Below are 24,341 nucleotides of genomic sequence, written 5' to 3'. Positions count from 1 at the left end.
ATCATGCAGGACCATGAGCGCGGAGCCCGATCCGGGGGCCTTCCGGCCACCTCGCTTCGACGTCACCGTCGAGGACGGCGCTGACGGCGTCGTGCTCAGCGTCTCCGGTGAGCTCGATCTCGTCTCCGAGCCGCAGCTCAACCAGGCGCTGGGGCGGCTGGAAGGCCGCGCGGCGGTGCTGGATCTCTCCGAGCTCGCGTTCATGGACTCGACCGGGCTGCGGACCTTGCTGGGCGCCGCTCGCGAGTACCCGAACGTCAAGCTCCGCGGGCCGCTGCAGCCGCCGGTTCAGCGCCTGCTCGAGCTGACCCAGACGTTGAGCATCCTGCCGTTCGAAGACGCCGCTTAGTCGGCGTCGTAGTCCTCGTCGAACGCGGCGACGCGATCGGCGACGACGAGGTTCACGCCCGCCGCACGGAACTCGGCGACGGTCGTCGAGTCCAGCCCGTCGTCGGTGATGATCAGGTCCAGCGACTGCGCCGAGCGCACCGTCAGCAGCGACGAGCGCTTGAACTTGCTCGAGTCGAGCAGGCCGACCTTCGTCTTCGCCGCCCCCGCGGCCGCGTTCAGCGTGTCCGCCAGCGCCGAGCGCGAGGTCGTCAACCCGTGCTCGAGCGTGATCCCGGCGGCGGAGATGAACGCCACCGAGATGTTCAGCTCGACCAGGAAGTCGACCGTCCAGCGCCCGGTGAGCACCCGCATGTGCTGGTTGAGCTCGCCCGGCGGCACGATCACGTGGATCGTGTCCGCCGTCAGCCCGAGCGCGATCGCCGGCGAGTTCGTCACCAGCGTCAGCTCGGTCGGCGGGCGCAGCTCGAGCGCCCGCGCCAGCGCCAGGCCCGTCGAGGACGCGTCGACGAAGATCGTCGAGCCGTCTTCGACCAGCTCGCGCGCCCGGACGGCGATCGAGTCCTTCTCGTTCGCCGCCTCGCGCACGCGGGCGTTCCACGCCGTCTCGATCTTCGGCCGCGTGTCGGGCAGCGATCGCGCCCCACCGCGCACCCGCTCCAGGAGCCCCTCGCCAGAGAGGAGCTCCAGGTCGCGGTGCACCGTGACCGGCGAGACGGCGTGCTCGGACGCGAGCTCCGCGAGCGACGCGCCGCCGTCTCGCTGGACACGCTCGAGGATCCGCGCCCGCCGCAGAACTGGGGGGAGCGGGGCGTCGATCACGACCTCGCGATCGCCGACTCCGAATCGGCGTCGAACAGGTGCACGCGGTCCATGTCGACCGCCGCCCGCACCTCCTCACCGATCTTGAAAGTGGCCGTGGGTGGGGCCTTGATGACGATTCGCTGGTCGCCGATCTCGACGTCGACGAGCGTGCGGTCGCCGAGCGGCTCGACGGCGTAGACCGTGCCGGCCAGCGCGGACGACTCCTCGCGCACGTCGAGCGAGAGGTCCTCCGAGCGCACACCGAAGAGCGCCGGGCGGTCGCCCTGAATCCCGAAACCGGGATTCGGGAGCGACCACCCTTGACCCTCGAGTCGCCCGTTCGCCTTGCACTTGAGGAGGTTCATGCGAGGCGAGCCGACGAATGTGGCCACCCAGCGGTTCGCCGGGTGGTCGTAGATCTCGGTCGGCGAGCCGACCTGCTGGATCGTCCCCTCCCGCAGCACCGCGACCTGGTCGGCCATCGACATGGCCTCGACCTGGTCGTTGGTGACGTACAGGAACGTCCGGCCCAGCGAACGGTGGATGCGGGTGAGCTCGGTGCGCATCTCGACCCGCAGCTTCAGGTCGAGGTTCGTCAGCGGCTCGTCCATCAGGAACGCGCGCGGGTCGCGCACGAGCGCGCGCCCGAGCGCCACGCGCTGCATCTGGCCGCCCGACATCTGCGCCGGATGGCGGTTGAGCAGCTCCTCGATGTGCAGCAGCTCGGCCACGCGCTTGACCTGCGCGTCGATGTCGGCCTTGGAGAGCTTGCGGGCACGCAGCGGCGAGGCGATGTTCTCGCCCGCCGTCTGCTTCGGGTACAGCGCGTAGGACTGGAACACCATCGCCAGGTCGCGCTCGGCGGGCGTCGCCCGCGTCGCGTCGATCCCGTGCAGGTGCACCGAGCCGGTGTCCGGCGACTCGAGGCCGGCGATCACCCGCAGCGTCGTGGTCTTGCCCGCGCCCGACGGGCCGAGGAGCACGAAGAACGCGCCCTCCGCGATGTCGAGCTCGAGGTGCTTGAGGGCCTCGACGTCGCCGAAGGACTTCGAGACGCCGCTCGCGACGATCGCTGAGGGGGTCATTTGCTGATCACCTGCTCGGACTGCGGGTCATAGGCGGGCGGGGGAGCGCCGACGTGGGTGACCGTCACGGCCTGCTCCTCGTCGAAGCGGGCGGTCGGCGGCATGCGCACGTTCAGAAGACCGGCCTCGGTCTCGACGACGTAGATCGTCTCGTCGCCCAGCGCCTCCTTGGAGACGACGCGGCCACGCGCGCCGTCGCCGTCGGCGGCGACGCTGAAGCGCTCGGGCCGCACGCCGGCGATGACCTTCTGGCCGCGCTGCAGCCCCTCGGGCGCGCCGATCTTCAGCCCGCCGGCCGCGGTCAGGTGCCCGTTGGTCACCTCGGCCTCGACCAGGTTCATCGGCGGCGAGCCGATGAAACGCGCCGCGAACAGCGTCGCCGGGCGCTCGTAGACCTCCATCGGGGCGCCGAGCTGCTCGAGCTTGCCCTTGTTGAGGATCGCGATCCGGTGACCCAGCGCCATCGCCTCGGTCTGATCGTGCGTGACGTAGATCATCGTCGTGTTCAAGCGCTGCTGGACGTGCTTGACCTCGGCGCGCATGTCGGCGCGCAGCTCGGCGTCGAGGTTGGTCAGCGGCTCGTCCATCAGGAACGCCTTCGGGTGGCGCACCATCGCGCGGCCCAGCGCGACGCGCTGCTGCTCGCCGCCGGAGAGCTTGCTCGGCTTGCGCTGCAGGTACGGCTCGAGCTGGAGCATCCGGGCGGCCTCGGCGACGCGCTCGTTGATCTCCGACTCGGGCGCCTTCGCGGCGCGCAGCGGGAACGCCATGTTGTCGCGCACGGTGAGGTGCGGATACAGCGCGTAGAACTGGAACACCATCGCGATGTCGCGCTGCGACGGGCGCAGGCCGGTGACGACCTCGTCGCCGATCGTGACGGTGCCCGCCGTCTCCTCCTCGAGGCCGGCGATGATCCGCAGCGTCGTCGTCTTGCCGCAGCCCGACGGGCCGAGCATGACGAACAGCTCGCCGTCGCGGATCTCGAGGTCGAGGCGCTCGACGGCGACGGTGCCGTCGGGGAACGTCTTGTTGAGCTGCTGGACGAGAACCTGGGCCATCAGCGACGCACCGCCCCGAGGGTCACGCCCGCGACGAGGTGCTTGCGCACGAGGAACGCGAAGAGCAGCACCGGGATCGCGAAGATCATCGCGCTCGCGGCCACCAGGCCCCAGTCGATCGTCGTGCCGCCGATCAGGCCCGCGATCGCCGCCGGGGCGGTCCGCGTGTCCGGGTCGGTGATCAGGAAGATCGAGAACACGAACTCGTTCCAGGAGAAGATCAGCGCGAACACGGCGGTGGCGGCGATGCCCGGGATCAGCAGCGGCATCGTCACCCGCCAGAAGGCCTCGAAGCGCGAGAAGCCGTCGAGCATCGCGGCCTCCTCGTACTCGGCCGGGACCTCGTCGATGAAGCCCTTCATCATCCAGATCGTGAACGGCAGGTTGAACGCCGCGTAGACGAGCGTCAGGCCGAGCCGCGTGTCCAGCAGGGACAGGTCGCGGAACATCAGGAAGACCGGGATGACCACGACGACCGGCGGCATGAAGCGCGTCGAGAGGATGAAGAACAACTGGTCCTTCTTGGCCTTGATCTGGAAGCGCGAGTACGCCCAGGCGGCCGGGACGCCGAGCACCGTCGCGATGACCGTCGAGGAGACGGCGACGATGATCGAGTTCTTGAAGCCCTTGAAGACCGGCGAGTCCGAGCTGAAGACGTCCTTGACGTGCTCCAGCGTCGGGGTCCAGCCGGTGATCAGCTTGGCCGGGACGGCGTAGATGTCCTTGGTCTCCTTCAGCGCCGTCTCGAGCATCCAGACGACCGGGAACAGCATCACGATCGCGAAGATCGCGAGCACCACGATCTCGAAGCCGTTGCTCAGCTTGCGCTTGCGGCGGATGGGCGGCGGGGCCGCGGTCTCGCCCGCGATCCCGGCGTCGGCGACGCCGGCGGGCTGGATGTGCGCGGCCATCTCTAGCGCTCCTGAAGCTTGTTGAGGTAGCGCAGGTAGAACTGCGCCGCGATCGTGACCACGATCACCATCAAGATGCCGTACGCGGAGGCGCGGCCGGTGTCGAAGCCGAAGAAGGCGACCTTGTAGACGTTGTAGGACAGCGTCTCGGTCGTGCCGCCCGGGCCGCCGCCCGTGAGGATGTAGACCAGGTCGAAGAGCCGGAAGGCCTCGATCGCGCGGAACATGATCGCGATCAGCAGCAGCGGCCAGACGAGCGGGAACGTGATCCGGCGGAACTTGAACCACTCCGAGGCGCGGTCGATCTCCGCCGCCTCATAGAGGTATTTGGGCACCGCCGTCAGCCCCGCGAGCGCGATCAGCATGATGAACGGCGTCCATTGCCAGGTGTCGACGATGACCAGTGAGAAGAGCGCCAATCGCTGCCTCGTCAGCCATTCGACCGAGCCGAAGCCGAGCGAGTTCAGGAACGAGTTCACGACGCCGAACTGCACGTCGAGCATGAACTTCCAGAACAGGCCGACGACGATCGGCGAGAGCATCATCGGGATCAGGAACATCGTCGTCAGCGCGCCGCGGCCCTTCGTGCGCCGCGAGATCAGGAACGCGATCGCGAACCCGAGCAGCGTCTGCAACAGGACGGCGCCGACGACGAAGATCAGCGTCGTGACCGCACGCTTCTGCGTGACGGGCGACGTCAGCACGTCGATGTAGTTGTCGAACCCGATGAAGCTCGCGGGAACGTCTCGGGTCACCGAATAGTCGGTGAACGACAGCCACACCAACCGGATCAGTGGCCAGATCGAGAGGAACACCAGCAGCGCGAGCGCCGGCGTGATGAAGAGGCCGGCGAGCCAGCGGTCGGTCAGGAAGGCGAAGCGCTTCGCCGCGGGCGGGGCTTCGAGCTTCTCGACCGGCGGGGGCGCCGTGGGTGGGGTTTGGAGCGTGTCGGCCATGAGTGGTTGTGTGGCGGGAGAGAGATCAGGCGGCCGGGCTCACCTGAGATGAGCCCGGCCGTCCTTGAATCGCTGCTTAGTGGCCGCTCTCGTCGAGAATGGCCTGCTCGTCGTTGGCGAGCTTGTCGAGGGCAGCGTCAGGCTTCTCCGTGCCGGAGATGGCCGCGTTGACCTCGGTCGAGTGAACGTTCAGGAGCTTCGCGTACTCGGGCAGGTTCCAGAAGTCCTTCAGACGCGGAACCGACTCCGTGAACACCTTGTTGTACGGCTGCGCCTCGAGGAACTCGGGCGAGTTGAGGACGTCGTTGCGGGCCGGAACGCCGCCGAGCTGCGCCCACTTCTTCTGGGCCTCGGGGGACTGGAACCACTTGATGAAGTTCAGAGCCTCGGCCTGATGGTCGGCCGGGATGTACTTCGAGACGTGCAGGCCCATGCCGCCGAGCGGCACCTTGTCGGTGACCTGCTTGGGCAGCGGGGCGAAGGCGAGCTTCTTGAGGATCTCGTCCTTGGTCTTGCCGAGCTTCGACGAGGCCGGGTCGAGGAGGCCGCCCATGGCGGCGATCCACTGGAAGCCGACGCAGATCTTGCCCTGCGAGATGCCGGCGTTGACCTCGTCGATGAACCAGTTGCTCGAGCCCTTGGGCGTGAGCGGAACCATCTGGTTGACGAGGACGTCCATCGCCTTGTGGCCGGCCGCGTTGTTGACGATGCCCGCGATCTTGCGGTCCTTCTGGTCCCACAGCTCGCCGCCGTAGAGCGCGTTCATGACGTTGTACGTCACGGCCGCGGCGTCGCCGGTGCCGGCCTGATGGAAGCCGAGGCCGCTCATGCCCGGATTCTCGTCCTGGCACTTCTTGGCCGCGGCGATCATGTCCTCCCACGTCGCCGGAGGCGTGTCGCCCATCAGATCCTTGCGCCAGATCATCGACCAGGTGTCACCGAGCAGCGGGAGCCCGTAGGTCTTGGCGTCCGGATTGGCCTCGCCCGTCGTGTTCTGCGGGTACTGGCCGTAGGCCGCCAGGAAGTACGGATCGTACTGCGACGTGTCGATGTTCTTCTTGACGAAGTCCGTCAGGTCGAGGATCGACCCGTTGGTGACCGCCTCGCCGATGTTCTGCGAGTCGAGGATCGGCATGTCGAAGTTCGTCTTACGAGCGGCGAACTGGGTGAAGATCGCGTCGTGCCACTGAGGGTTCGGGACGACGTTGACCTTGACCGTCACGTTCGGGCGGGTCTTCGTGTACTCCTTGCCCAGCTCCTCCAGCGCCTTGGCCGGCGGCCAATCGAACCAGAGGAACGTCAGCGTCATGGGCTTGTCGCTGAGCTTGGTCGTGGCGTCGGCGGATGCCTTCGTGGCGCCGCCTCCCCCACTGTCGCTACCACCGCAGGCGGCAACCGTGAACGCTGCCGCGGCAACGGCGACCGCTGCCGAGACTTGAAGTCTCCCCTTCATTACTCCTCCTCCAAGAGGGTTGGCCCTACTCCGATGACCGGCTGCACTACGAACCTTGCACGAGGCTTGCAAAAACCTACGCCCTCTTTGCATTCCTTGTCAACACCTTTGGCAATTTCTTGCATTGTCTATCAATCCCGCGCTACTGTCCGGCCATGGTCATCGCCACCGAGCGACGCCGGTTTCCCGTACTCGATCCGTCCGACGAATCCGTCATCGACGCGATCGAGTCCGCGACCCCGGACGACGGCATCGCCGCCGTGGACGCCGCTGCGGCGGCGGCCGAAGATTGGGCCGCGCGCGCGCCGCGCGAGCGCGCCGAGACATTGCGTCGCGCGTTCGACCTGATGGTCGAGCGCAACGACGAGATCGCACGCATCATCGTGCGCGAGATGGGCAAGCCGCTCGCCGAGGCGCGCGGTGAGGCGGCCTACGCGGCCGAGTTCCTGCGCTGGTTCTCCGAGGAGGCCGTGCGCGCCAACGGGGACTTCGCCACCGCACCCGGCGGTACGAACCGCATGCTCGTCTCGCACGCGCCGATCGGCATCTCGCTGTTGATCACGCCGTGGAACTTCCCGGCCGCGATGGCGACCCGCAAGATCGGGCCGGCGCTGGCCGCCGGCTGCACGGTGGTTCTGAAACCCGCCGAAGAAACCCCCCTCACGGCGATCGCGATCGGCGAGCTGCTCGAAGAGGCGGGGGTCCCGAAGGGGGTCGTCAACGTCGTCTGCACGGACGACCCGGCGCCCTTCGCGGAGGCGGTGCTCAGTGACCCGCGCGTGCGAAAGCTGTCCTTCACCGGCTCGACCGGGGTCGGGCGGCGCTTGCTCGAACTGTGTGCGCCGCAGGTCATCAGCGCCTCGCTGGAGCTAGGCGGCAACTCGCCGTTCCTGGTGCTGGGAGACGCTGACATCGAGATCGCGATCGCGGGTGCGATGGCGGCCAAGATGCGCAACGGCGGCGAGGCCTGCACGGCGGCCAACCGCTTCCTCGTGCACGAGTCGGTGGCAGAGGAGTTCACGGCCGGGCTGACCGCGGCGATGGCTCAGGTCCGCGTCGGCAACGGCTTCGAGGACGGCGCCCAGCTCGGGCCGCTGATCAACGCCGCGGCGCGCGACAAGGTCGAGCGCCTGGTGGCCGACGCGCTCGACCGCGGCGCCCGCGTGCGCTGCGGCGGCGAGCGGCTCGCCGGCCCCGGCTTCTTCTATCCGCCGACGGTCCTCGACCGCGTGCAGCCCGGCTCGGCGATCCTCGACGAGGAGGTCTTCGGCCCGGTCGCCCCGGTCATGACCTTCAGCGACGAGGACGAGGCGATCGCGCTCGCCAACGACACCGAGTACGGGTTGGTGGCCTTCGTCTTCAGCCGTGACCTGCGCCGCGCGATGGCGGTCGGCGAAGAGATCGAGACCGGCATGGTCGGTCTGAATCGTGGCGTCGTGTCAGACCCCGCGGCGCCGTTCGGGGGCACGAAGCAGTCCGGGATCGGCCGCGAGGGCGGCCATCACGGGCTGCTCGAGTTCCTCGAGCCGAAGTACTTCGCCTTCGATTAGCTGCAGATTCTTTCATCTCGACAAGGGGGAGGTTTCAGTGTCCACCCAACAGAAGGTGCTCGTGCTGGTCGGCGATGCCGCCGAAGAGCTCGACGCGATGTACCCGATCTACCGGATCCGCGAGGCCGGCTACATCGCCGACGTCGCTGCGCTCACGCGCCGCGAGGTCCAGCTCGTGATCCATGACTTCGACCCCAATTCGGACGCCTACACCGAGAAGAACGGCCGCAAGCTGCCGGTCGACCTGGCGTTCTCCGAGGTCGACCCGTCCGAGTACGTCGGCCTGGTGATCCCGGGCGGGCGCGCGCCGGAGTACATCCGCCTCGACGCCGACGTGCGCCGCATCACGGAGTACTTCTTCGAGCACGACCTCCCGGTCGGCACGATCTGCCACGGACCGCAGGTCCCGGCTGTCTATGGCCTGCTGCGCGGGCGCAAGACCGCCGCGTTCCCGCCGCTGTGGGGCGACATGGAGAACGCCGGCGCGATCCTCGTGGACGCGCCCGACGTGGTCGACGGCAACATGGTCTCGTGCCGTGGCTGGCCGGACATGCCCGAGTGGTCGCGCGCGTTCATGAACGTGCTCGAGCGCGCCGCCGTCCCGGCCTGAGCCTCCGCTGATGCTCGCCGAAGGCTCCGGGCCGCCCGTGCTGCTCCTGCACGGCTCCGGTCCGGGGACGACGGCCGCCGCCTGGACACCGCTGATCGCCGCGCTCGCACCGCGCTTTCGCGTGATCGCGCCAGACCTGCTCGGGTTCGGGGAGTCGCCCCGGCCGAGCGGGTCGTTGCGCGCCGCGTGGACGGCGCAGGCGCTGGAGCTGATGGACTCACTCGGCCACGAGACGTTCGCGGTCGTGGGCAACTCGGCGGGCGGGGCCATTGCGTTGTCACTGGCGCACGTGCGCCCGCGCGCGGTCACGCGCGTGGTGGCGGTCGGCTCGATGGGCTTCGGCATGCCGCTGCCCGACGGGCTCGACACGCTGTGGGCGGCGCCGTCCGCGGCTGCGGTCGCGGAGTTGATCACCTATTTGGCGCCGAGCGATGCGGTGGTCGCCGCGCGCTCCGCCGCGATGGCCGCCCAGCCCTGGTACCGCGAGCTGTTCCCCGCGCCGCGCCAGCGCTGGGTCGACGACCTGTCGCTGTCCGGGCCGGAGCTCGAGTCCATCACCGCCCCGGTGCTGCTCGTCCACGGCGCGCAGGACCGCATCGTGCCGCTGCGCGACAGCTTCCTCGGGCTCATCGAGGCGCTGCCGGACGCGCGCGGCCACGTCTTCGGCCGTTGCGGCCACGCTTCACCATTGGAACACACCGACGCATTCAACCGCTTGCTGACCACCTTCTTGGAGACCGACCGATGACCGACTTCGCCGTCCTACGCGCGCCCTCGCAGGTGCTGTTCGGGGCCGGGATGGCCGAGGCCGCCGGCCGGGTCGCTGCCGGCCACGGCCGCCGGGTCCTGGTCATCACCGACCCGGTGATCGCGCGGACGCCGGGCTTCGCCACGGTGCTGGACTCCCTGACCGACCTCGACGCCACGGTCTTCTCCGACGCGGTCGTCGATGTCCCCCGCGCGGCGGTCGACGCCGCGGTCGCGCTCGGGGAGTCGATCGAGCCCGACGTGATCGTGGCCGTCGGCGGCGGCTCGGTGATCGACCTCGCGAAGGTCACCGCGCTCCTGCTCGCCCACGGCGGGCCGCTCGAGAACTACTACGCCGTCCAGTCCGTGCCCGGGCCCGTCGTGCCGCTGATCGCGCTGCCGACCACCGCCGGCACCGGCTCGGAGGCGACGCCCGTCAGCGTCATCACCGACCCCGCGACCGAGATGAAGATCGGCGTCGCGAGCCCGTTCCTGATCCCGCGCCACGCGATCTGCGACCCGCTGCTGAGCGTCGGCGCTCCGCCCGTCGTGACCGCACACTCGGGCATCGACGCCCTGTCGCACGCGATCGAGGCCTACATGGCCGCGCGCGAGCAGCCGTCCGTGGACCTGGTGCTCGGCCGCCCGCAGATCGGAAAGAATCTGCTCTCCGACACCCTGGCCCTGGAGGCCGCGGGTCACATCTTCCGCAACCTCGCCCGCGCGGTCGCCGACGGGTCCGATCTCGAGGCCCGCACCGGGATGCTCTACGGCTCGCTGCTGGCGGGCATCGCGTTCGGCAACTCGGGCGTGAGCGCCGCGCACGCGCTGCAGTTCGCCGTCGGCGCGCTCACCCACACCTCCCACGGGCTCGGCACCGGGCTGCTCCTCCCCTACGTGATGGAGTTCAACCGCCCCGCACGCCCGGCCGAGATCGCCGAGCTCTCCGCGCTGATGGGCGGAGACGCCGTCGAGTGCGTCCACGCGCTCGGCCTGCAGATCGGCCTCCCCGGCTCGCTGGCCGAGATCGGCGTCGGCGAGGAGGACCTGCGCGGCATGGCGGAGGCGTCGGTCGGCATCAAGCGCCTGATCGACAACAACCCCCGCCCGCTGGACGTCGACGACCTCGAGGCGATCCTCGAGGCCGCGTGGCACGGTGACCCGGAGCGCCTCCGGGCCGTGGGGATGGCAACGGCCTAGCCGTTGGTGAGGTCGTTGACGGCGCGCTCCAAGTGCGCCGTCATACGGGCCTCGGCGGCGGCGACGTCGCCCGACTCGAGCACCGCGAGGACCTCGTGGTGCTCGACGCCGATCTCCGAGGGTGAGGCCCAGCTCGGACGCAGCTGGGCCACACAGAGGCGGATCTCGCCGCTGAGCGAGCCGTAGAGCCGCTCCAGGCGGGGCGAGCCTACGGCCGAGACAAGCGCCTGATGGAAGGCGCCGTCGGCCTGGACCACCTCGCTCCAGCCGGCGTCGTCGGGGAGGGCTTCCATGCCCGCAATTGCTTCGCGTGCCGGCGCGAGAGGCGCGCCGCGCTCGAGCACTGCGCGCACCACGAGGCACTCCAGAGGGATGCGCACTGAAAACAGATCGAGGATTTCATCACGAGTCAGAACCGGGATGTTCGCGCTTCGGTTGGGCTCGCGCACGAGGAGACCCTCGTGGCAGAGCTGTTGGATGGCCGCGCGGACCGTCGGGCGGGCGACGCCGAACTCCGCCGCCAGCTCGAGTTCCGGAAGGCGCACGCCCGCTTCGATCTTCCCGTCGAGGATGCGCGCTCGCAGCGAGACGACGACGGCCTCGGTGGTCGAGATCGGTCGGACGGCGAGCCCACTCATCAGGCCGCCAAGATAGTGGGCATTGCGGTCCGCGCCGCCACCAATGGGTGGAGAGCGAGGGCCGCGGCGAGACCTTCTGGCGCGACAGCACGCATACCGCGCCGCCGAGCCTCGGCGCGCCGCCACTCGGCGGCGCTGACATACAGGATCGAGTCCAGCGGCTCGTCGAGCTCGCGCGGGTCCGAGACCACGGCGTCGAACGCGCCGCCGAACAGGTAAAGGGCTCCGGGGTGCTCGGCCCGGGAAACGGCGACCACCCGTTTCCCGGACCGGACCGCAAGCGCGACGGCTTCGCGCGCGCCACGGAGGGGACGCGCCAGGGCGACCACGCGGGCGAGCGACTCCTCGCCGCTCTCTTCTCCGCGATATCCACGTTCACGGGCCAGCCGCTCGAATCCTCTCGCGAGCCCGTGCCCACCGGCCAGCGTCTCCACACGCCGGCGTAGGGCGGCGCCTCTGTCGAGCGGGCTCTCGCCGTTGCAGCGAGCCAGCTCGTACGCCACCGCTTCGATCGCGCCTGTCCAATCGAGCAGGGTGCCGCGGCAGGCGAACGCGACGACCTCGATCTCCTCCTCCATGCAACAGAACCTACATTGTCAGACAGTCGGACACAAGGGTTGTCAGACAGTCTTACAGTGCAGGCCCGCCAAGCCGCTCGCGCGCCTTTCGTGCATAGTTCCGCGCCGGTCGAGGAACTACAGGGGGGCAAATGGGACGGTTGGCGTTGGTCAGCGCCTGCCTGCTCACGCTGTTATGCGTCGCGGTCCCACGCGCGCTGGCGGCTGACGGCGGGCTGGTCGCGGCATATGGCTTCAACGAGGGGTTCGGCACCGCCGTCGCCGACGCTTCCGGCACCGGCAACGCCGGGACCGCCTCGGGCACGACGTGGACCACAGGCCGCAACGGCCAAGGCCTCTCGTTCGCCGGCAACGGCTACGTGACGATCGCGGACAGCGCCTCGCTGCGGCTGACGACCGGCATGACCCTCGAGGCCTGGGTGAACCCGAACACCCTCGGCACCGACGGCGGCTCGTGGCGGACCGTGCTGTTCAAGCAGACCAGCGGCAGCGCGATGGGCTACGCGCTCTACGCCAACAACGGCTCGGCGCGCCCGACCGGCCAGGTCAACATCGGCGGCGAGAAGAACGCCGCCGGCGCCGCACAACTTCCGCTGAACGTATGGACGCACCTCGCGACGACGTATGACGGGGCGAACCAGAAGCTCTACGTCAATGGCGTCGAGGTCTCCACCCGCGCGCAGACGGGGTCGCTCGCCGCGCCCACCGGCGCGCTGCGGATCGGCGGCAACGCCGTCTGGGGCGAGTATTTCCGCGGCGTCGTCGACGACGTCCGCGTCTACAACCGGGCGCTCAGCGCGGCCGAGGTGGGCGCTGACATGGCGACGCCGGTGGGCGCGACGACGCCGCCGCCGGACACCGCGGCGCCCACGGTCTCGATCACCTCCCCCGCCGCCGGCCCGGTCTCCGGCACCGTCACGCTGGCCGCGACCGCGAGCGACGACCGCGGCGTCGCCGGCGTCCAGTTCCGCGTCGACGGGGTCGACGCCGGCGCCGAGGACACGGTCGCCCCCTACGCCACCGACTGGGACAGCGCGACCGCTGCCGCGGGCCAACACACGATCACCGCGATCGCCCGCGACGCCGCCGGCAACCGCACGACGAGCGCGGCCGTCAGCGTGTCCGTGGCCAACGCCGGCCCGAAGTTCGTCAACGACAAGCTCATCCTCGGCCTCGACGAGCCGACCGCGATGAAGTTCACGCCCGACGGGCGGATGCTGATCGCCGAGCGCGACGGCACCGTCTGGGTCGCCCAGCCGGGCGCCACCCGCGTCGACCCCCAGCCGTTCCTGCAGCTTCCGAGCGTGTCCCACGACTACGAGCGCGGCCTGCTCGGGCTCGTGCTCGACCCCGGCTTCGCCACCAACGGGCAGTTCTACGTCTACTACACGCACGGCACGCAGATGCGCAACCGCGTGTCGCGCTTCACCGCGACCGGGAACAGCGCACCCGCGTCCTCGGAGACCGTGCTCTGGCAGAACCCCGTCGCGGCGGACGTCTACCACCAGGGCGGCGATCTCAACTTCGGCACCGACGGCACGCTGTACTTCTCCGTCGGCGACCACCTCGACGCCCCCAGCGCCCAGTCGCTGACGAGCGCGAACGGCAAGATCCTGCGGATCAACCGCGACGGCAGCGCCCCCTCCGACAACCCGTTCTACGACGGCTCGGGCCCGAATGTCGACGCGATCTGGGTGCGCGGCCTGCGCAACCCGTTCCGCTTCACGATCGATCCGCCCACCGGCCGGATGATCATCGCCGACGTCGGCCAGAACGACTGGGAGGAGCTCGACGTCGGCGTGCGCGGGGCCAACTACGGCTGGCCGACCTGCGAGGGCACGTGCTCGACCTCGGGGATGACCAACCCGGTCTACACGTACCGCCACGTCAGCCACGACGCGTCGGTCACGGGCGGCTTCGTGTACCGCGGCAGCCAGTTCGGGAGCGAGTATCAGGGCGACTACTTCTTCGCCGACTACGCGCAGAACTGGATCAAGCGGCTGACGTTCGACGCCAACGGCAACGTGGCCTCGGTGCGCAGCTTCGAGCCGCCGGACGGCAGCCTCGACGGCCCGTACGGCGACATCGTCGGGCTGACCCAGGGCCCCGAAGGCGCGCTCTACTACGTCGACGCCGGCCCGTTCGAGATCGCCGGCCAGGGCGCGATCCGGCGGATCCGCAACGTCAGCTCCAACCAGCCGCCCGTCGCGCGCGCCGCGCTCACCGCCGCCCGCGGCGCGGCGCCGTACCCGGTGGCGTTCACCAGCGACGGCTCCTACGACCCCGAGGGCCAGCCGCTGACCTACAGCTGGGACTTCGGCGACGGGACGACGTCCACCGAGCCCGACCCGGACCACACGTACACGGCGGCCGGGCGCTACACGGCGCGCCTGACCGTCTCGGACGGCACGCTGAGCGCGAGCTCTGACCCGCTGACGATCACCGTCGGCGCGCCGCCCACGGCCACGATCGCGTCGCCGTCGGACGGCCGCACCTTCAAGGCGGGCGACACGATCTCGTTCTCCGGGAGCGCGACCGACCCCGACGACGGCCCGCTGACCGGCTCCGCGCTGAGCTGGAAGATCGTCTTCCACCACGACGGGCACATCCACCCGTTCCTGGACGCCACCGGCGCTTCGGGCAGCTTCACGGTCCCGACCAGCGGCCACAGCTTCCAAGGCGACACGAACTTCGAGCTCGTCCTGACCGCGACGGACTCCGACGGCATCCAGACCTCCACCTCGGTCACGCTCGTGCCGCAGAAGGCGCGCGTGACCGTGTCGACGGCGCCGAGCGGGCTCGCCTGGACGCTGGACGGCATCGGTCAGACGGCCACGCTCGCCTACGACGAGCTGGTCGGCTTCCAGCGGACGGTCGACACCACCTCACCGCAGTACGTCGGGACGACCCGCTACTGGTTCGACGGCTGGTCGGACGGCGGGCTGCAATCGCACACCGTGACCGTCCCGGCGGGCGGCCTGACGCTGACGGGCAACTTCTCGGTCGCGAACACCGCGCCGGCCGGGCTCGTCGCCGCCTACGCGTTCGACGAAGGCAACGGCAGCACGCTGCGCGACGCGTCGGGCAAGGGGCACAACGGCGCGTTGAACGGCCCGGTGTGGTCCGGCTCCGGCCGCACCGGCGGCGCGCTGCAGTTCGACGGGGTCAACGACTTCGTGCGCATCGACGACCAGGCCGACCTCGACCTCACGACCGGGATGACGCTCGAAGCGTGGGTCAAGCCGAGCGCGCTCGGCTCGAGCTGGCGCACCGTGCTGTTCAAGGAGCAGCCGACGCACATGACGTACGCGATGTACGCCAACACGAGCGGCGGCCTCCCCACCGGGCAGGCGTACGTGGGCGCTCAGAAGGACGTGCGCGCGACCACGGCGATCGCGGCGAACGCCTGGACGCACCTCGCGACCACCTACGACGGCGCGACGCTGCGGCTCTACGTCAACGGCGTGCAGGTGAAGTCGCTGGCGGTCAGCGGGTCGATGACGGTCTCGACCGGGCCGCTGAAGCTCGGCGGGAACGCCATCTGGAGCGAGTGGTTCGCGGGCCTGATGGACGATGTCCGCATCTATAACCGCGCGCTGACCGCGACGGATATCCAAACGGACATGAACTCGCCCGTGGTTCTGCCATCGTGATGGGCATGTCCTCCTCGCAGCCGCGCAGCGTCAAGATCTCCGACAACGAGCGAGGCGGATGGTCCTCGGACCGGCCGCGCCGCGCCGGCGAGGCCGAGCGCCCGCCGCGCAAGCTGGACGTGAGCGTGCGCGGCCGCGTGCTCGCCCCCTCGGACCGCATGCGGTACAACCCGGGCAGCCTCGTCCTGATCGCGTGCGCGGACCCGCAGCTGCGCGCGCGGTTCGTCAAGCGGGTGATCGACGAGCAGAGCTCGATCCTCTCCGCCGACAAGGTCCGCGGGCTGCTGCGCGGGAAGGTCCCGGAGGCCGACCTCGAGGCCAAGACGGCGCAGCTGCTGGACGCGGCGATCACCAAGCGCCTGGCGGCCGGCGACTCGGTGACGGTCCCGCTGGAGACGATGGAGGCCGCCGAGCGTGAGCGGTTCGTCCGCCTCGCCGCCGTCCACCGGCGCCCGCGGCACCTCGTGCTGGTCGAGATCGCCAAGGACGGCGTGCCTGAGGAGGCCCGCGAGGCGCTGGGCGAGCTGCGCACCGCGCTCGACGCCGGCGAGCTCGGCCAGGAGGGCTTCATGACCTCGCTGCGGCTCGGTGGGCGCGTGATCGACGAGCTCAAGAAGATCGTCTTCTCCCCCCCGCCCTCCGACGACTGACGCTGCGTTGAGGCGTTTCCACGCCTCTCATATGTACTTCACCTAAATCCCACGTCACTCTCCTGGAAGAGGAGTTCCAGAGACGGAGGGTTCTGCATGAGGTTTAGGGGGATGGCCGCCGGTGCGCTCGCGCTCGCGGCGCTGGCCATGGGCGGAGGCGGCGTCGCGCAGGCGCAGACCGGCCCTGTGCTCGAGAACGGCAAGACGAAGGCCGTCTACGACTATCGAGCAGCGATCCGCGAGCGTGTCTTCATCCCGCAGCCGGGGATCGACGCGGACCGCAGCGGCGCCGACGACTGGATCACGATCGACATCATCCGGCCGAGCGAGGGCAGCTCGACCAACAAGATGCCGGCGATCATCGATCCCTCGCCGTACTACACGACCAGCTGCCGCGGCAACGAGACCCAGTGCATGGCCGATTGGGACAACGACGGCGTCAACGACCGCTGGCCGCTGTTCTACGACAACTACTTCCTGCCGCGCGGCTACGCCTACATCCTCGCTCAGATGAACGGCACGGCGTACACGCAGCACGGCTGCCCGATGCACGGCGGGCCGACCGACATCGCGGGCGAGAAGTCGGTCGTCGACTGGCTCAACGGCCGCGTCAAGGGCTACAAGTCCGCGTCGCTGACCGCGACCGAGGTTGTCGCCGACTGGCACAACGGCTCGAGCGCGATGATCGGCAAGTCCTACGACGGCACGCTGGCCAACGGCGTCGCCTCCACGGGCGTCGACGGGCTCAAGACGATCGTCCCCATCTCCGCGATCTCGGCTTGGTACAACTACTCGCGCACCGGCGGGGTTCGCCACAACACGAACTACCCCGGCGGCAGCCTCAACCCGGGCATCACCAATCGCACGCCGAACCGCCCGGGCGTCAACCTGCCGAACCGGCTGCCGATCTGCACGCCGATCAACAACGACATCAACAACGACGCCAACACCGACACCGGTGACGGTGACACGCACGGCGACATCAACACCTTCTGGCGCGACCGCGACTACAACAAGGACGTCAGCAAGGTCAAGGCCGCGGTCTTCGCGATCCACGGCTTCCAGGACGACAACGTCCGCATGGACCACATGGGCCTGTGGTGGGAGGGCCTGAAGGCGAACAACGTCCCGCGCAAGCTGTGGCTGCTGCGCACCGGTCACACCGACCCGTTCGAGCAGCGCCGGGCCGAGTGGGTCACCACCCTGCATCGCTGGTTCGACTACTGGCTCTACAACGTCCCGAACGGGATCATGAGCGAGCCGCAGGTCACGGTCGAGGACGAGAAGGACGTCTGGAAGGAGTACGCCAGCTGGCCGATCCCGAACACCCAGAACGTCGATCTCTACCTGCGCGCCTCGACCGACACCGTCGGCACGGTCGGCGCCTTCGCCGGCGGCGGCGTCGCCGACACGCAGGGCTTCACCGCCAACGGCGCGAGCGAGAACACGCTCACCAACCTGACGTCGCAGGTCGCCAACCAGGGCAACAAGCGCGTCTACATGACGGCGCCGCTGACCAAGGACGTGCGGCTCTCCGGCACCGCCCAGGCCGACCTCGCGGCCGCGCTGGGCGCCGACCAGTCGAACCTCAGCGTGATCATCGCCGACCAGAGCGACACGCCGTTCAACCAGGTCACGCGCTCGGGCGACGGCATCGTCACGGGCAACAACCGCACCTGCTGGGGCGCGACGGGCGCCGGCGGCCCGGAGTGCACGATCGGCGCCGCCTGCGAGGCGTCCGCGCAGGAGATCGACACCGCCTGCTACGCCGAGGTGACCAAGCCGGAGATCACGATCCCGTCCGACCAGACCGGCACCAACAACGACCAGATGATGTGGCGCGTCACGCGCGGCATCCGCGACTCGTCCAACCGCAGCTCGCTGTGGTTCCAGGACGCGACGACCGTCACTCCGGGCGTGGTCAACCGCTACCGGTTCCCGACGATGCCGACCGAGCACATCTTCAAGGCCGGTCACCGCATCGCGATCATCGTCGCGGGCACCAACACGAGCATGGCCTCGGCCACCGGCAACCAGAACGTGGCGGTCTCGCTCGACACCCGCACGACCAAGGTCACGCTGCCGGTCGTGGGCGGCTACGAGGCGCTGGCCGCGGCGGGCGCGTTCACCGACCCGACGGCGCCGGTCGGCGGCACCGTCCCGGCGACACTGTCGCTGACGCTCGGCGCTTCGGCCTCGTTCGGCGCGTTCACGCCGGGTCTGGCCAAGGAGTACACGGCGTCCACGACGGCGACCGTGATCTCCAGCGCCGCTGACGCGACGCTCACCGTCGCCGACCCGTCCAGCGTCGCCACCGGCCGCCTCGTCAACGGCACCTTCGCACTGCCGCAGCCGCTGCAGGGCCTCGGCGTCGTCAAGACCTGGAACGCCCCGACGTCCAACGAGGTCGTCCCGGTCACCTTCAAGCAGGCCATCGGCGCGAACGACGCGCTGCGCACCGGCGCCTACTCGAAGACGCTCACCTTCACGCTGAGCACCACGACCCCGTAAGCACGCCGTGGGGGCGCCGGACGTGTGTCCGGTGCCCCCACGCGTTTAGCCATCTGCACAGGTTTTCGACTCGCCGCCACGCTGATGAGCGCTTAATGTCTTCTCCATTGGCCACCTGTGGATGGTGGCTGGGGTCTGGATGGAGGGTCTATGAGGGTTAGAGGGGTCGCCGCGGGCGCTTTGGCGCTGGCGGCTTTGGCTCTAGGTGGCGGCGGCGTCGCGCAGGCGCAGTCCGGTCCCGTGTTGGAGAACGGCAAGACCAAGGCCGTCTACAACTACAAGAACGCGATCCGCGAGCGTGTGTACATTCCGCAACCGGGGATCGACCAGGACCGCAACGGGTCCGACGACTGGATCACCGCGGACATCATCCGGCCGAGCGAAGGCAGCTCGACCAACAAGATGCCGGCGATCATCGACCCGTCGCCCTACTACACGACGGTCTGCCGCGGCAACGAGTCCCAGTGCATGGCCGACTGGAACAACGACGGCGTCAACGACCGTTGGCCGCTGTTCCTGGACAACTACTTCGTGCCGCGCGGCTACGCGTACATCCTCGCGCAGATGAACGGCACGGGCTACACCACCAACGGCTGCCCGCTGCACGGCGGCCCGGGCGACATCGCCGGCGAGAAGTCCGTCATCGACTGGCTCAACGGCCGTGTGAAGGCATACAAGTCCGCGTCGCTGACCGCCGAGGAGGTCGTCGCGAGCTGGCACAACGGCTCGAGCGCGATGATCGGCAAGTCCTACGACGGCACGCTGTCCAACGGCGTCGCCTCGACAGGCGTCGACGGGCTGAAGACGATCGTGCCGGTCTCGGCGATCTCGTCCTGGTACCTGTACTCGCGCACCGGCGGCATCCGCAACAACACGAACTACCCGGCGGGCCTGAACGGCAACATCACGACCGCGGGCGGCACGAACAACCCGCCCGGCGTGAACCTGCCGGATCGTCGCCCGGTCTGCACGACGGTCAACAGCGACATCTCCAACGACGCGAACGTGGACACCGGAGACGGTGACGCGCACGGCGACATCAACAAGTTCTGGAACGATCGCGACTACGTCAAGGACGCGTCGAAGGTCAAGGCCGCCGTCTTCGCCACGCACGGCTTCCAGGACGACAACGTCCGCATGGACCACGAGTGGAACTGGCAGCAGGCCCTGAAGGCCAACGGCGTCAAGACCAAGCTCTGGCTGCTGCGCGCCGGTCACACCGACCCGTTCGAGTCGCGCCGGTCGGTCTGGGTCGACACCCTGAACCGCTGGTTCGACCACTACCTCTACGGCGTCAACAACGGCATCGAGAACGAGCCGGCCGTGACGATCGAGGACGAGAAGGACGTCTGGAAGGACTACGCGTCCTGGCCGATCCCGGGCACGGAGAACGTCGACGTGTTCCTCCGCGGCACGGCTGACGCCAGCGCGCCGGGCACGCTCGGCGGCTCGTCCGGCGGCGACGCCGACACGCAGACGTTCACCGGCACGGCGGGCTACCCGAGCGAGACCACGGTCATCAGCACGCCGACGGTCCTGAACGCCAACCGCCGCGTGTTCCTGTCCAAGGCGCTGACCAAGGACGTCCGGATCTCCGGCCAGACGTCTATCGACCTCGTCGCGTCGGTCCCGGGCACGCAGGAGAACTACGGCGCCGTGCTCGTCGACTACGGCGCGGGCACCCAGGTGACGCGCTCGGGCGAGGGCATCTCGAACACGACGACCCGCACCTGCTGGGGCGACACGAGCAACGACGCCCTGACCGGCACGCCGGGCCCGTCCTGCAACATCGGCGACACCTGCACCGCGTCGCCGCGTGAGACGGACACCGCGTGCTACCTCGAGGTCTCCAAGCCCACGCAGAACGTCACGCAGTGGCGCGTCACGCGCGGCACGCTGGACTCCTCGAACCGCAACTCGCTGTTCTACACCGACGCCACGCCGCTGACGCCCAACGAGAAGGTCCACCTGAAGTTCCCGACCTTCGCGACCGAGCACATCTTCAAGGCCGGTCACCAGATCGGCGTCGTGATCGTCGGCAACCTGTTCGGCGGCGGCGCTTCGGGCGGCACGCCCACGTCGGCCTCGCCGGCGCAGGCCATCACCATCGACACGAAGCTGTCGAAGGTCCTCCTGCCGGTCCAGGGCGGCTACGCCGCGCTGGCCGCCGCGGGCGGCACCGACGCCGAGACGGTCGCGCCGACGTTCGGCGCTGCGCCCGACGTCACCGCGCACACCGCCGACGCGAGCGGCACGGTCGTCAACTACACGCTGCCGACCGCGACCGACAACGAGGACCCGCACCCGACCGTGACGTGCACGCCGGCGTCCGGCAGCAAGTTCACGATCGGCTCCACGGTCGTCACCTGCACGGCCAAGGACGCCAACGGCAACACGTCGACGAAGTCGTTCAACGTGATCGTCGGCATCGACGCTCCCGTCGGCGGGTCCGTCCCGGCGACGCTGGCGCTGACGCTGGGCGCCCCGGTCCAGTTCGGCGCGTTCACCCCGGGCGTGGCGAAGGACTACACGGCCGGCACGACCGCGACCGTGCTCTCGACCGCGGGTGACGCGACGCTCAGCGTCGCCGACCCGAGCGCCACCAACACGGGCAAGCTCGTCAACGGCGCGTTCGCCCTGGCCTCGCCGCTGCAGGGCCTCGGCGTCATCAAGACGTGGGCCGCGCCGACCTCCAACGAGGTCGTCCCGATCACGTTCAAGCAGTCGATCGCGGCCAACGAGCCGCTGCGCACCGGCACGTACTCCAAGACGCTCACCTTCACGCTGAGCACCACCACGCCGTAGCGCTCTCATAACGTGCGAACCGGCCTCTCATGGCCGGTTCGCACGTTTAGTCTCATCCACGCCCAAACGTGGTCAAAAGGTGGTGAACCGGTCCTATCGTTGCGCGCGCAAGGCCGCCGCTGGTTGCGGTGGCTGGGTCTGCTGCAACACATGGAGGTTCACTTGAGGAATGGGGCAAGGGGGCTTGCTGCCGGCGCATTGACGCTGCTGGCCTTGACCCTCGGAGCCGGCGCCGCTCAGGCCGCCGACCCCGCCATCACGATTGGCGCGGACGGGAAGACCGCGCCGGTCTTCAGCTATCAGGACGCGAAGCGCGAGCGGGTGTGGATTCCGGTCGCGGGTGTCGACCAGGACGCCAACGGCGTCACCGATCGCGTCGCGATCGACATCATCCGCCCGAAGGAGTCGGGGCCGAACCTGAAGGTTCCGGCGATCATCGACGACTCGCCGTACTACACGTCGCTCGGGCGTGGCAACGAGACGCAGTACATCCACACGACCGCCGCGGGCGTGCTGGACAAGTTCCCGCTCTTCTACGACAACTACTTCGTCCCGCGCGGGTACGCGGTCATCCTCGCGCACTCGATCGGCACGGCGTTCTCGACCGGCTGCCCGCTGCACGGCGGCCCCGGCGACGTCGCCGGCTTCGCGGCCGTCATCGACTGGCTGATGGGCCGGATCGACGGCTTCACGTCGGCCGACGGCCAGACGGTCGTGCACAACGACTGGGACAACGGCAAGAACGCCATGATCGGCAAGTCCTACGACGGCACGTTCGCCAACGGCGTCGCGTCGACCGGCGTGGACGGCCTGACGACGATCGTCCCGATCTCGGCGATCTCGTCCTGGTACGACTACTCGCGCATGGGTGGCATCCGGGAGAACACCCACTACCCGCGCAGCCTCGACAACAGCATCACCGGCGTGGTCTCGCAGACCCTGCTGGGCGTGCTGCCGCCCGATCACCGGACGCCGTGCACGAACGTGTTCAACTACCTGAACACCGTCGACGGCGACGACACGGGTGACATCAACCCGTTCTGGGCCGACCGCAACTACCGCCTGAACGTCAACAAGGTCAAGGCCGCGGTCTTCGAGTCGCATGGCATCAACGACGACAACGTGCGTCCGGACCAGATGGCGGAATGGTGGGCGGGCCTCGCGGCCAACAACGTCCCGCGCAAGCTCTGGCTGTCGCAGGAAGGCCACGTCGATCCGTTCGACTATCGCCGCACCGAGTTCGTCGACACGCTGCAGCGTTGGTTCGACTACTGGCTGCAGGGCGTCCAGAACGGCATCATGAACGAGCCGCGCGTGGACATCGAGCAGCCGCAGGGCAACGTGTGGAAGACGTACGCCGACTGGCCCATCCCGGGCACGGTCAACACCGACGTCTACCTCAGCGGCCGCGCCGCGGGCCAGTCCGGCTCGCTCGGTCTGAGCTCCGGCGGCGGCACCGACAGCCTCGCGTTCACGGACAACTCGCTGTCGGAGACCAACGCGATCAACACGCCCAACGGCTCGCAGGCCAACCGGCTCGCGTTCCTCTCGCCCAAGCTCAAGAGCGACCTGCACATCTCCGGCACGCCGATCATCGATCTGCAGGCCTCGCTCTCGACCACGCAGTCCAACCTGGCGGCGCTGCTCGTCGACTACGGCCCCTCCTCGCGGGTGGGTCGCGGCGGCTCCGACGGCGTCACCACCGGGACGAACCGCACCTGCTGGGGCGACAGCAGCACCGACGCCGGCGGCAACGCGGTCGACAGCGCGTGCTACCTCGAGGTCACCAAGCCCGTCCAGAACGTCACCCAGTGGCGCGTCTCCAAGGGCATCCTGGACTCCTCGAACCGTGACTCGCTGACGGCGGGCGACGCCACGCCGGTGGTCCCGGGTCAGAAGTACGAGTTCAAGTTCCGCATCCTGCCGACGGACTACACGTTCCCGGCGGGCCACCAGATCGGCGTGATCCTGCTGGCCAACTACTCGATGGGCGTCGCCGGCACCACCAAGGCCGTCGTCACCGTCGACACCAAGGCCTCGAAGGTCTCGCTGCCGATCACGGGCGGCGCCGACGCCGCGACGGCATCCGGCGGCTTCGTCGCCGACACCACGGCTCCGGACCTGTCCGTCGCCGACGTCGCCGCGAACTCCACGGACGCCACCGGCACCACCGTGAGCTACACGGCGACCGCCACCGACACGCAGGACGCCGCCCCGACGGTCACCTGCGACAAGGCGAGCGGCTCGAAGTTCGTGGTCGGGACCACGAACGTGACCTGCACGGCGACCGACGCCAACGGCAACGCGACGACGAAGTCGTTCAACGTCACCGTCTCGTTCGTCAACCAGGCGGGCGGCGACGTCAACGGCTCCGTGCCCGCGACGCTGTCGCTGACCCTCGGCGCCCCGGCCTCCTTCGGCGCGTTCGCGCCGGGCGTGGCGAAGGACTACACGGCGTCGACCACCGCCAACGTGATCTCGTCCGCCGGCGACGCCGCACTGAGCGTGTCCGGCCCGGACCACCTCACCAACGGCGCGTTCTCGCTGCCGTCGGCCCTGGCCGTCTCGTTCTCGAAGTCGGCCTGGACCGCACCGGTCTCCAACGACCCGGTGACGATCGGCTTCACCCAGCACATCGGCCAGACCGACGCGCTGCGCACGGGCACGTACAGCACCACGCTGACGTTCACCCTCTCCACCACCACCCCGTAGATAAAGCCCACCTATGGTGCCTGGCACTTTAGGTGGGCTTAATCTCGCCCGGCGGATGTAGCGCCCTCTGCG

Annotated in this window: 18 protein-coding genes; 10 read left to right on the top strand and 8 right to left on the bottom strand. The window is 69.3% G+C overall.

Features of this window, described 5'->3' with window-relative positions; genetic code table 11:
- Nucleotides 1-13: 13 nt before the first annotated feature.
- Nucleotides 14-349 (top strand): STAS domain-containing protein, encoded by a 336-nt coding sequence (locus tag G569_RS53465; RefSeq protein WP_053227308.1) that lies wholly within the window; start codon nt 14-16, stop codon nt 347-349.
- On the opposite strand, the gene G569_RS0132450 is transcribed toward G569_RS53465, so the two are convergent.
- The 6 genes from G569_RS0132450 to G569_RS0132425 all read right to left on the bottom strand — a co-directional run bounded on the left by G569_RS0132450 (nt 346) and on the right by G569_RS0132425 (nt 6,471).
- Nucleotides 346-1,170 (bottom strand): DeoR/GlpR family DNA-binding transcription regulator, encoded by an 825-nt coding sequence (locus G569_RS0132450; protein ID WP_028066499.1) that lies wholly within the window; start codon nt 1,168-1,170, stop codon nt 346-348. The genes G569_RS53465 and G569_RS0132450 overlap by 4 nt on opposite strands.
- On the bottom strand, nt 1,167-2,237 hold the full coding sequence (locus G569_RS0132445) for an ABC transporter ATP-binding protein (RefSeq protein ID WP_028066498.1): 1,071 nt from the start codon (nt 2,235-2,237) through the stop codon (nt 1,167-1,169). Before G569_RS0132445 ends, G569_RS0132450 begins: the two co-directional genes overlap by 4 nt.
- On the bottom strand, nt 2,234-3,295 hold the full coding sequence (locus tag G569_RS0132440) for an ABC transporter ATP-binding protein (RefSeq protein WP_028066497.1): 1,062 nt from the start codon (nt 3,293-3,295) through the stop codon (nt 2,234-2,236). Before G569_RS0132440 ends, G569_RS0132445 begins: the two co-directional genes overlap by 4 nt.
- On the bottom strand, nt 3,295-4,206 hold the full coding sequence (locus G569_RS0132435) for a carbohydrate ABC transporter permease (protein WP_084285900.1): 912 nt from the start codon (nt 4,204-4,206) through the stop codon (nt 3,295-3,297). Before G569_RS0132435 ends, G569_RS0132440 begins: the two co-directional genes overlap by 1 nt.
- A gap of 2 nt (nt 4,207-4,208) precedes the next feature.
- Complete coding sequence (locus G569_RS0132430; protein ID WP_028066495.1) at nt 4,209-5,162, bottom strand: carbohydrate ABC transporter permease; 954 nt, start codon at nt 5,160-5,162, stop codon at nt 4,209-4,211.
- A gap of 76 nt (nt 5,163-5,238) precedes the next feature.
- A complete protein-coding gene (locus G569_RS0132425) occupies nt 5,239-6,471 on the bottom strand; it encodes an extracellular solute-binding protein (RefSeq protein ID WP_211233146.1) in 1,233 nt (410 codons plus the stop codon).
- A gap of 299 nt (nt 6,472-6,770) precedes the next feature.
- Between G569_RS0132425 and G569_RS0132420 the strand changes: the two genes are divergently transcribed.
- From G569_RS0132420 to G569_RS0132405, 4 genes are read left to right on the top strand one after another with little or no spacing between them, the layout of a single operon-like run.
- Nucleotides 6,771-8,165: an NAD-dependent succinate-semialdehyde dehydrogenase gene (locus G569_RS0132420; protein ID WP_157592463.1), complete on the top strand. Its 1,395-nt coding sequence runs from the start codon at nt 6,771-6,773 to the stop codon at nt 8,163-8,165.
- A 37-nt stretch (nt 8,166-8,202) separates the two neighbouring features.
- Complete coding sequence (locus tag G569_RS0132415; protein WP_028066492.1) at nt 8,203-8,775, top strand: DJ-1/PfpI family protein; 573 nt, start codon at nt 8,203-8,205, stop codon at nt 8,773-8,775.
- A gap of 10 nt (nt 8,776-8,785) precedes the next feature.
- The gene (locus tag G569_RS53460) at nt 8,786-9,523 is read left to right on the top strand and encodes an alpha/beta fold hydrolase (RefSeq protein WP_037500454.1); all 738 of its coding nucleotides are present in this window, start codon (nt 8,786-8,788) and stop codon (nt 9,521-9,523) included.
- A complete protein-coding gene (locus G569_RS0132405; protein ID WP_028066491.1) occupies nt 9,520-10,722 on the top strand; it encodes an iron-containing alcohol dehydrogenase in 1,203 nt (400 codons plus the stop codon). Before G569_RS53460 ends, G569_RS0132405 begins: the two co-directional genes overlap by 4 nt.
- Here the strand turns inward: G569_RS0132405 and G569_RS0132400 are convergent.
- Both G569_RS0132400 and G569_RS0132395 read right to left on the bottom strand, forming a co-directional pair.
- Nucleotides 10,719-11,360, bottom strand: coding sequence for a GntR family transcriptional regulator (locus G569_RS0132400; RefSeq protein WP_028066490.1), 642 nt, complete (start codon nt 11,358-11,360; stop codon nt 10,719-10,721). The genes G569_RS0132405 and G569_RS0132400 overlap by 4 nt on opposite strands.
- Nucleotides 11,360-11,938, bottom strand: a complete 579-nt coding sequence (locus G569_RS0132395) for an HAD family hydrolase (protein WP_028066489.1) — start codon at nt 11,936-11,938, stop codon at nt 11,360-11,362. Before G569_RS0132395 ends, G569_RS0132400 begins: the two co-directional genes overlap by 1 nt.
- A 131-nt stretch (nt 11,939-12,069) precedes the next feature.
- Here G569_RS0132395 and G569_RS59455 point away from each other — a divergent pair, with 131 nt between their 5' ends.
- From G569_RS59455 to G569_RS53440, 5 genes are all read left to right on the top strand, one after another.
- Nucleotides 12,070-15,591, top strand: a complete 3,522-nt coding sequence (locus G569_RS59455; protein ID WP_084285899.1) for a LamG-like jellyroll fold domain-containing protein — start codon at nt 12,070-12,072, stop codon at nt 15,589-15,591.
- 5 nt (nt 15,592-15,596) lie between these two features.
- Nucleotides 15,597-16,241 (top strand): hypothetical protein, encoded by a 645-nt coding sequence (locus G569_RS0132385; RefSeq protein ID WP_157592462.1) that lies wholly within the window; start codon nt 15,597-15,599, stop codon nt 16,239-16,241.
- Between the two features lie 111 nt (nt 16,242-16,352).
- Nucleotides 16,353-18,752 carry a CocE/NonD family hydrolase gene (locus G569_RS53450; protein ID WP_053227306.1) on the top strand — a complete coding sequence of 800 codons (2,400 nt, stop codon included), beginning with the start codon at nt 16,353-16,355 and terminating at the stop codon, nt 18,750-18,752.
- A gap of 150 nt (nt 18,753-18,902) precedes the next feature.
- The gene (locus tag G569_RS64875) at nt 18,903-21,557 is read left to right on the top strand and encodes a CocE/NonD family hydrolase (protein WP_084285896.1); all 2,655 of its coding nucleotides are present in this window, start codon (nt 18,903-18,905) and stop codon (nt 21,555-21,557) included.
- Nucleotides 21,558-21,770: 213 nt separating this feature from the next.
- Nucleotides 21,771-24,269: a CocE/NonD family hydrolase gene (locus tag G569_RS53440; RefSeq protein ID WP_169542291.1), complete on the top strand. Its 2,499-nt coding sequence runs from the start codon at nt 21,771-21,773 to the stop codon at nt 24,267-24,269.
- Nucleotides 24,270-24,341 lie beyond the last annotated feature (72 nt).

The sequence above is a fragment of the Solirubrobacter soli DSM 22325 genome, assembly GCF_000423665.1.
GTDB lineage: Bacteria > Actinomycetota > Thermoleophilia > Solirubrobacterales > Solirubrobacteraceae > Solirubrobacter > Solirubrobacter soli.
This window is presented reverse-complemented; position numbering and strand designations above follow the sequence as displayed.

Bases quoted from the DNA above. Each gene is read 5' to 3' on its own strand.
- G569_RS53460 (WP_037500454.1), top strand. From the start codon at position 8,786: ATGCTCGCCGAAGGCTCCGGGCCGCCCGTGCTGCTCCTGCACGGCTCC.
- G569_RS0132400 (WP_028066490.1), bottom strand. From the start codon at position 11,360: ATGAGTGGGCTCGCCGTCCGACCGATCTCGACCACCGAGGCCGTCGTC.
- G569_RS64875 (WP_084285896.1), top strand. From the start codon at position 18,903: ATGAGGGTTAGAGGGGTCGCCGCGGGCGCTTTGGCGCTGGCGGCTTTG.
- G569_RS0132405 (WP_028066491.1), top strand. From the start codon at position 9,520: ATGACCGACTTCGCCGTCCTACGCGCGCCCTCGCAGGTGCTGTTCGGG.
- G569_RS53450 (WP_053227306.1), top strand. From the start codon at position 16,353: ATGGCCGCCGGTGCGCTCGCGCTCGCGGCGCTGGCCATGGGCGGAGGC.
- G569_RS0132425 (WP_211233146.1), bottom strand. From the start codon at position 6,471: ATGACGCTGACGTTCCTCTGGTTCGATTGGCCGCCGGCCAAGGCGCTG.
- G569_RS0132430 (WP_028066495.1), bottom strand. From the start codon at position 5,162: ATGGCCGACACGCTCCAAACCCCACCCACGGCGCCCCCGCCGGTCGAG.
- G569_RS0132395 (WP_028066489.1), bottom strand. From the start codon at position 11,938: ATGGAGGAGGAGATCGAGGTCGTCGCGTTCGCCTGCCGCGGCACCCTG.
- G569_RS59455 (WP_084285899.1), top strand. From the start codon at position 12,070: ATGGGACGGTTGGCGTTGGTCAGCGCCTGCCTGCTCACGCTGTTATGC.
- G569_RS0132435 (WP_084285900.1), bottom strand. From the start codon at position 4,206: ATGGCCGCGCACATCCAGCCCGCCGGCGTCGCCGACGCCGGGATCGCG.
- G569_RS0132385 (WP_157592462.1), top strand. From the start codon at position 15,597: ATGTCCTCCTCGCAGCCGCGCAGCGTCAAGATCTCCGACAACGAGCGA.
- G569_RS0132440 (WP_028066497.1), bottom strand. From the start codon at position 3,295: ATGGCCCAGGTTCTCGTCCAGCAGCTCAACAAGACGTTCCCCGACGGC.
- G569_RS0132420 (WP_157592463.1), top strand. From the start codon at position 6,771: ATGGTCATCGCCACCGAGCGACGCCGGTTTCCCGTACTCGATCCGTCC.
- G569_RS0132445 (WP_028066498.1), bottom strand. From the start codon at position 2,237: ATGACCCCCTCAGCGATCGTCGCGAGCGGCGTCTCGAAGTCCTTCGGC.
- G569_RS53465 (WP_053227308.1), top strand. From the start codon at position 14: ATGAGCGCGGAGCCCGATCCGGGGGCCTTCCGGCCACCTCGCTTCGAC.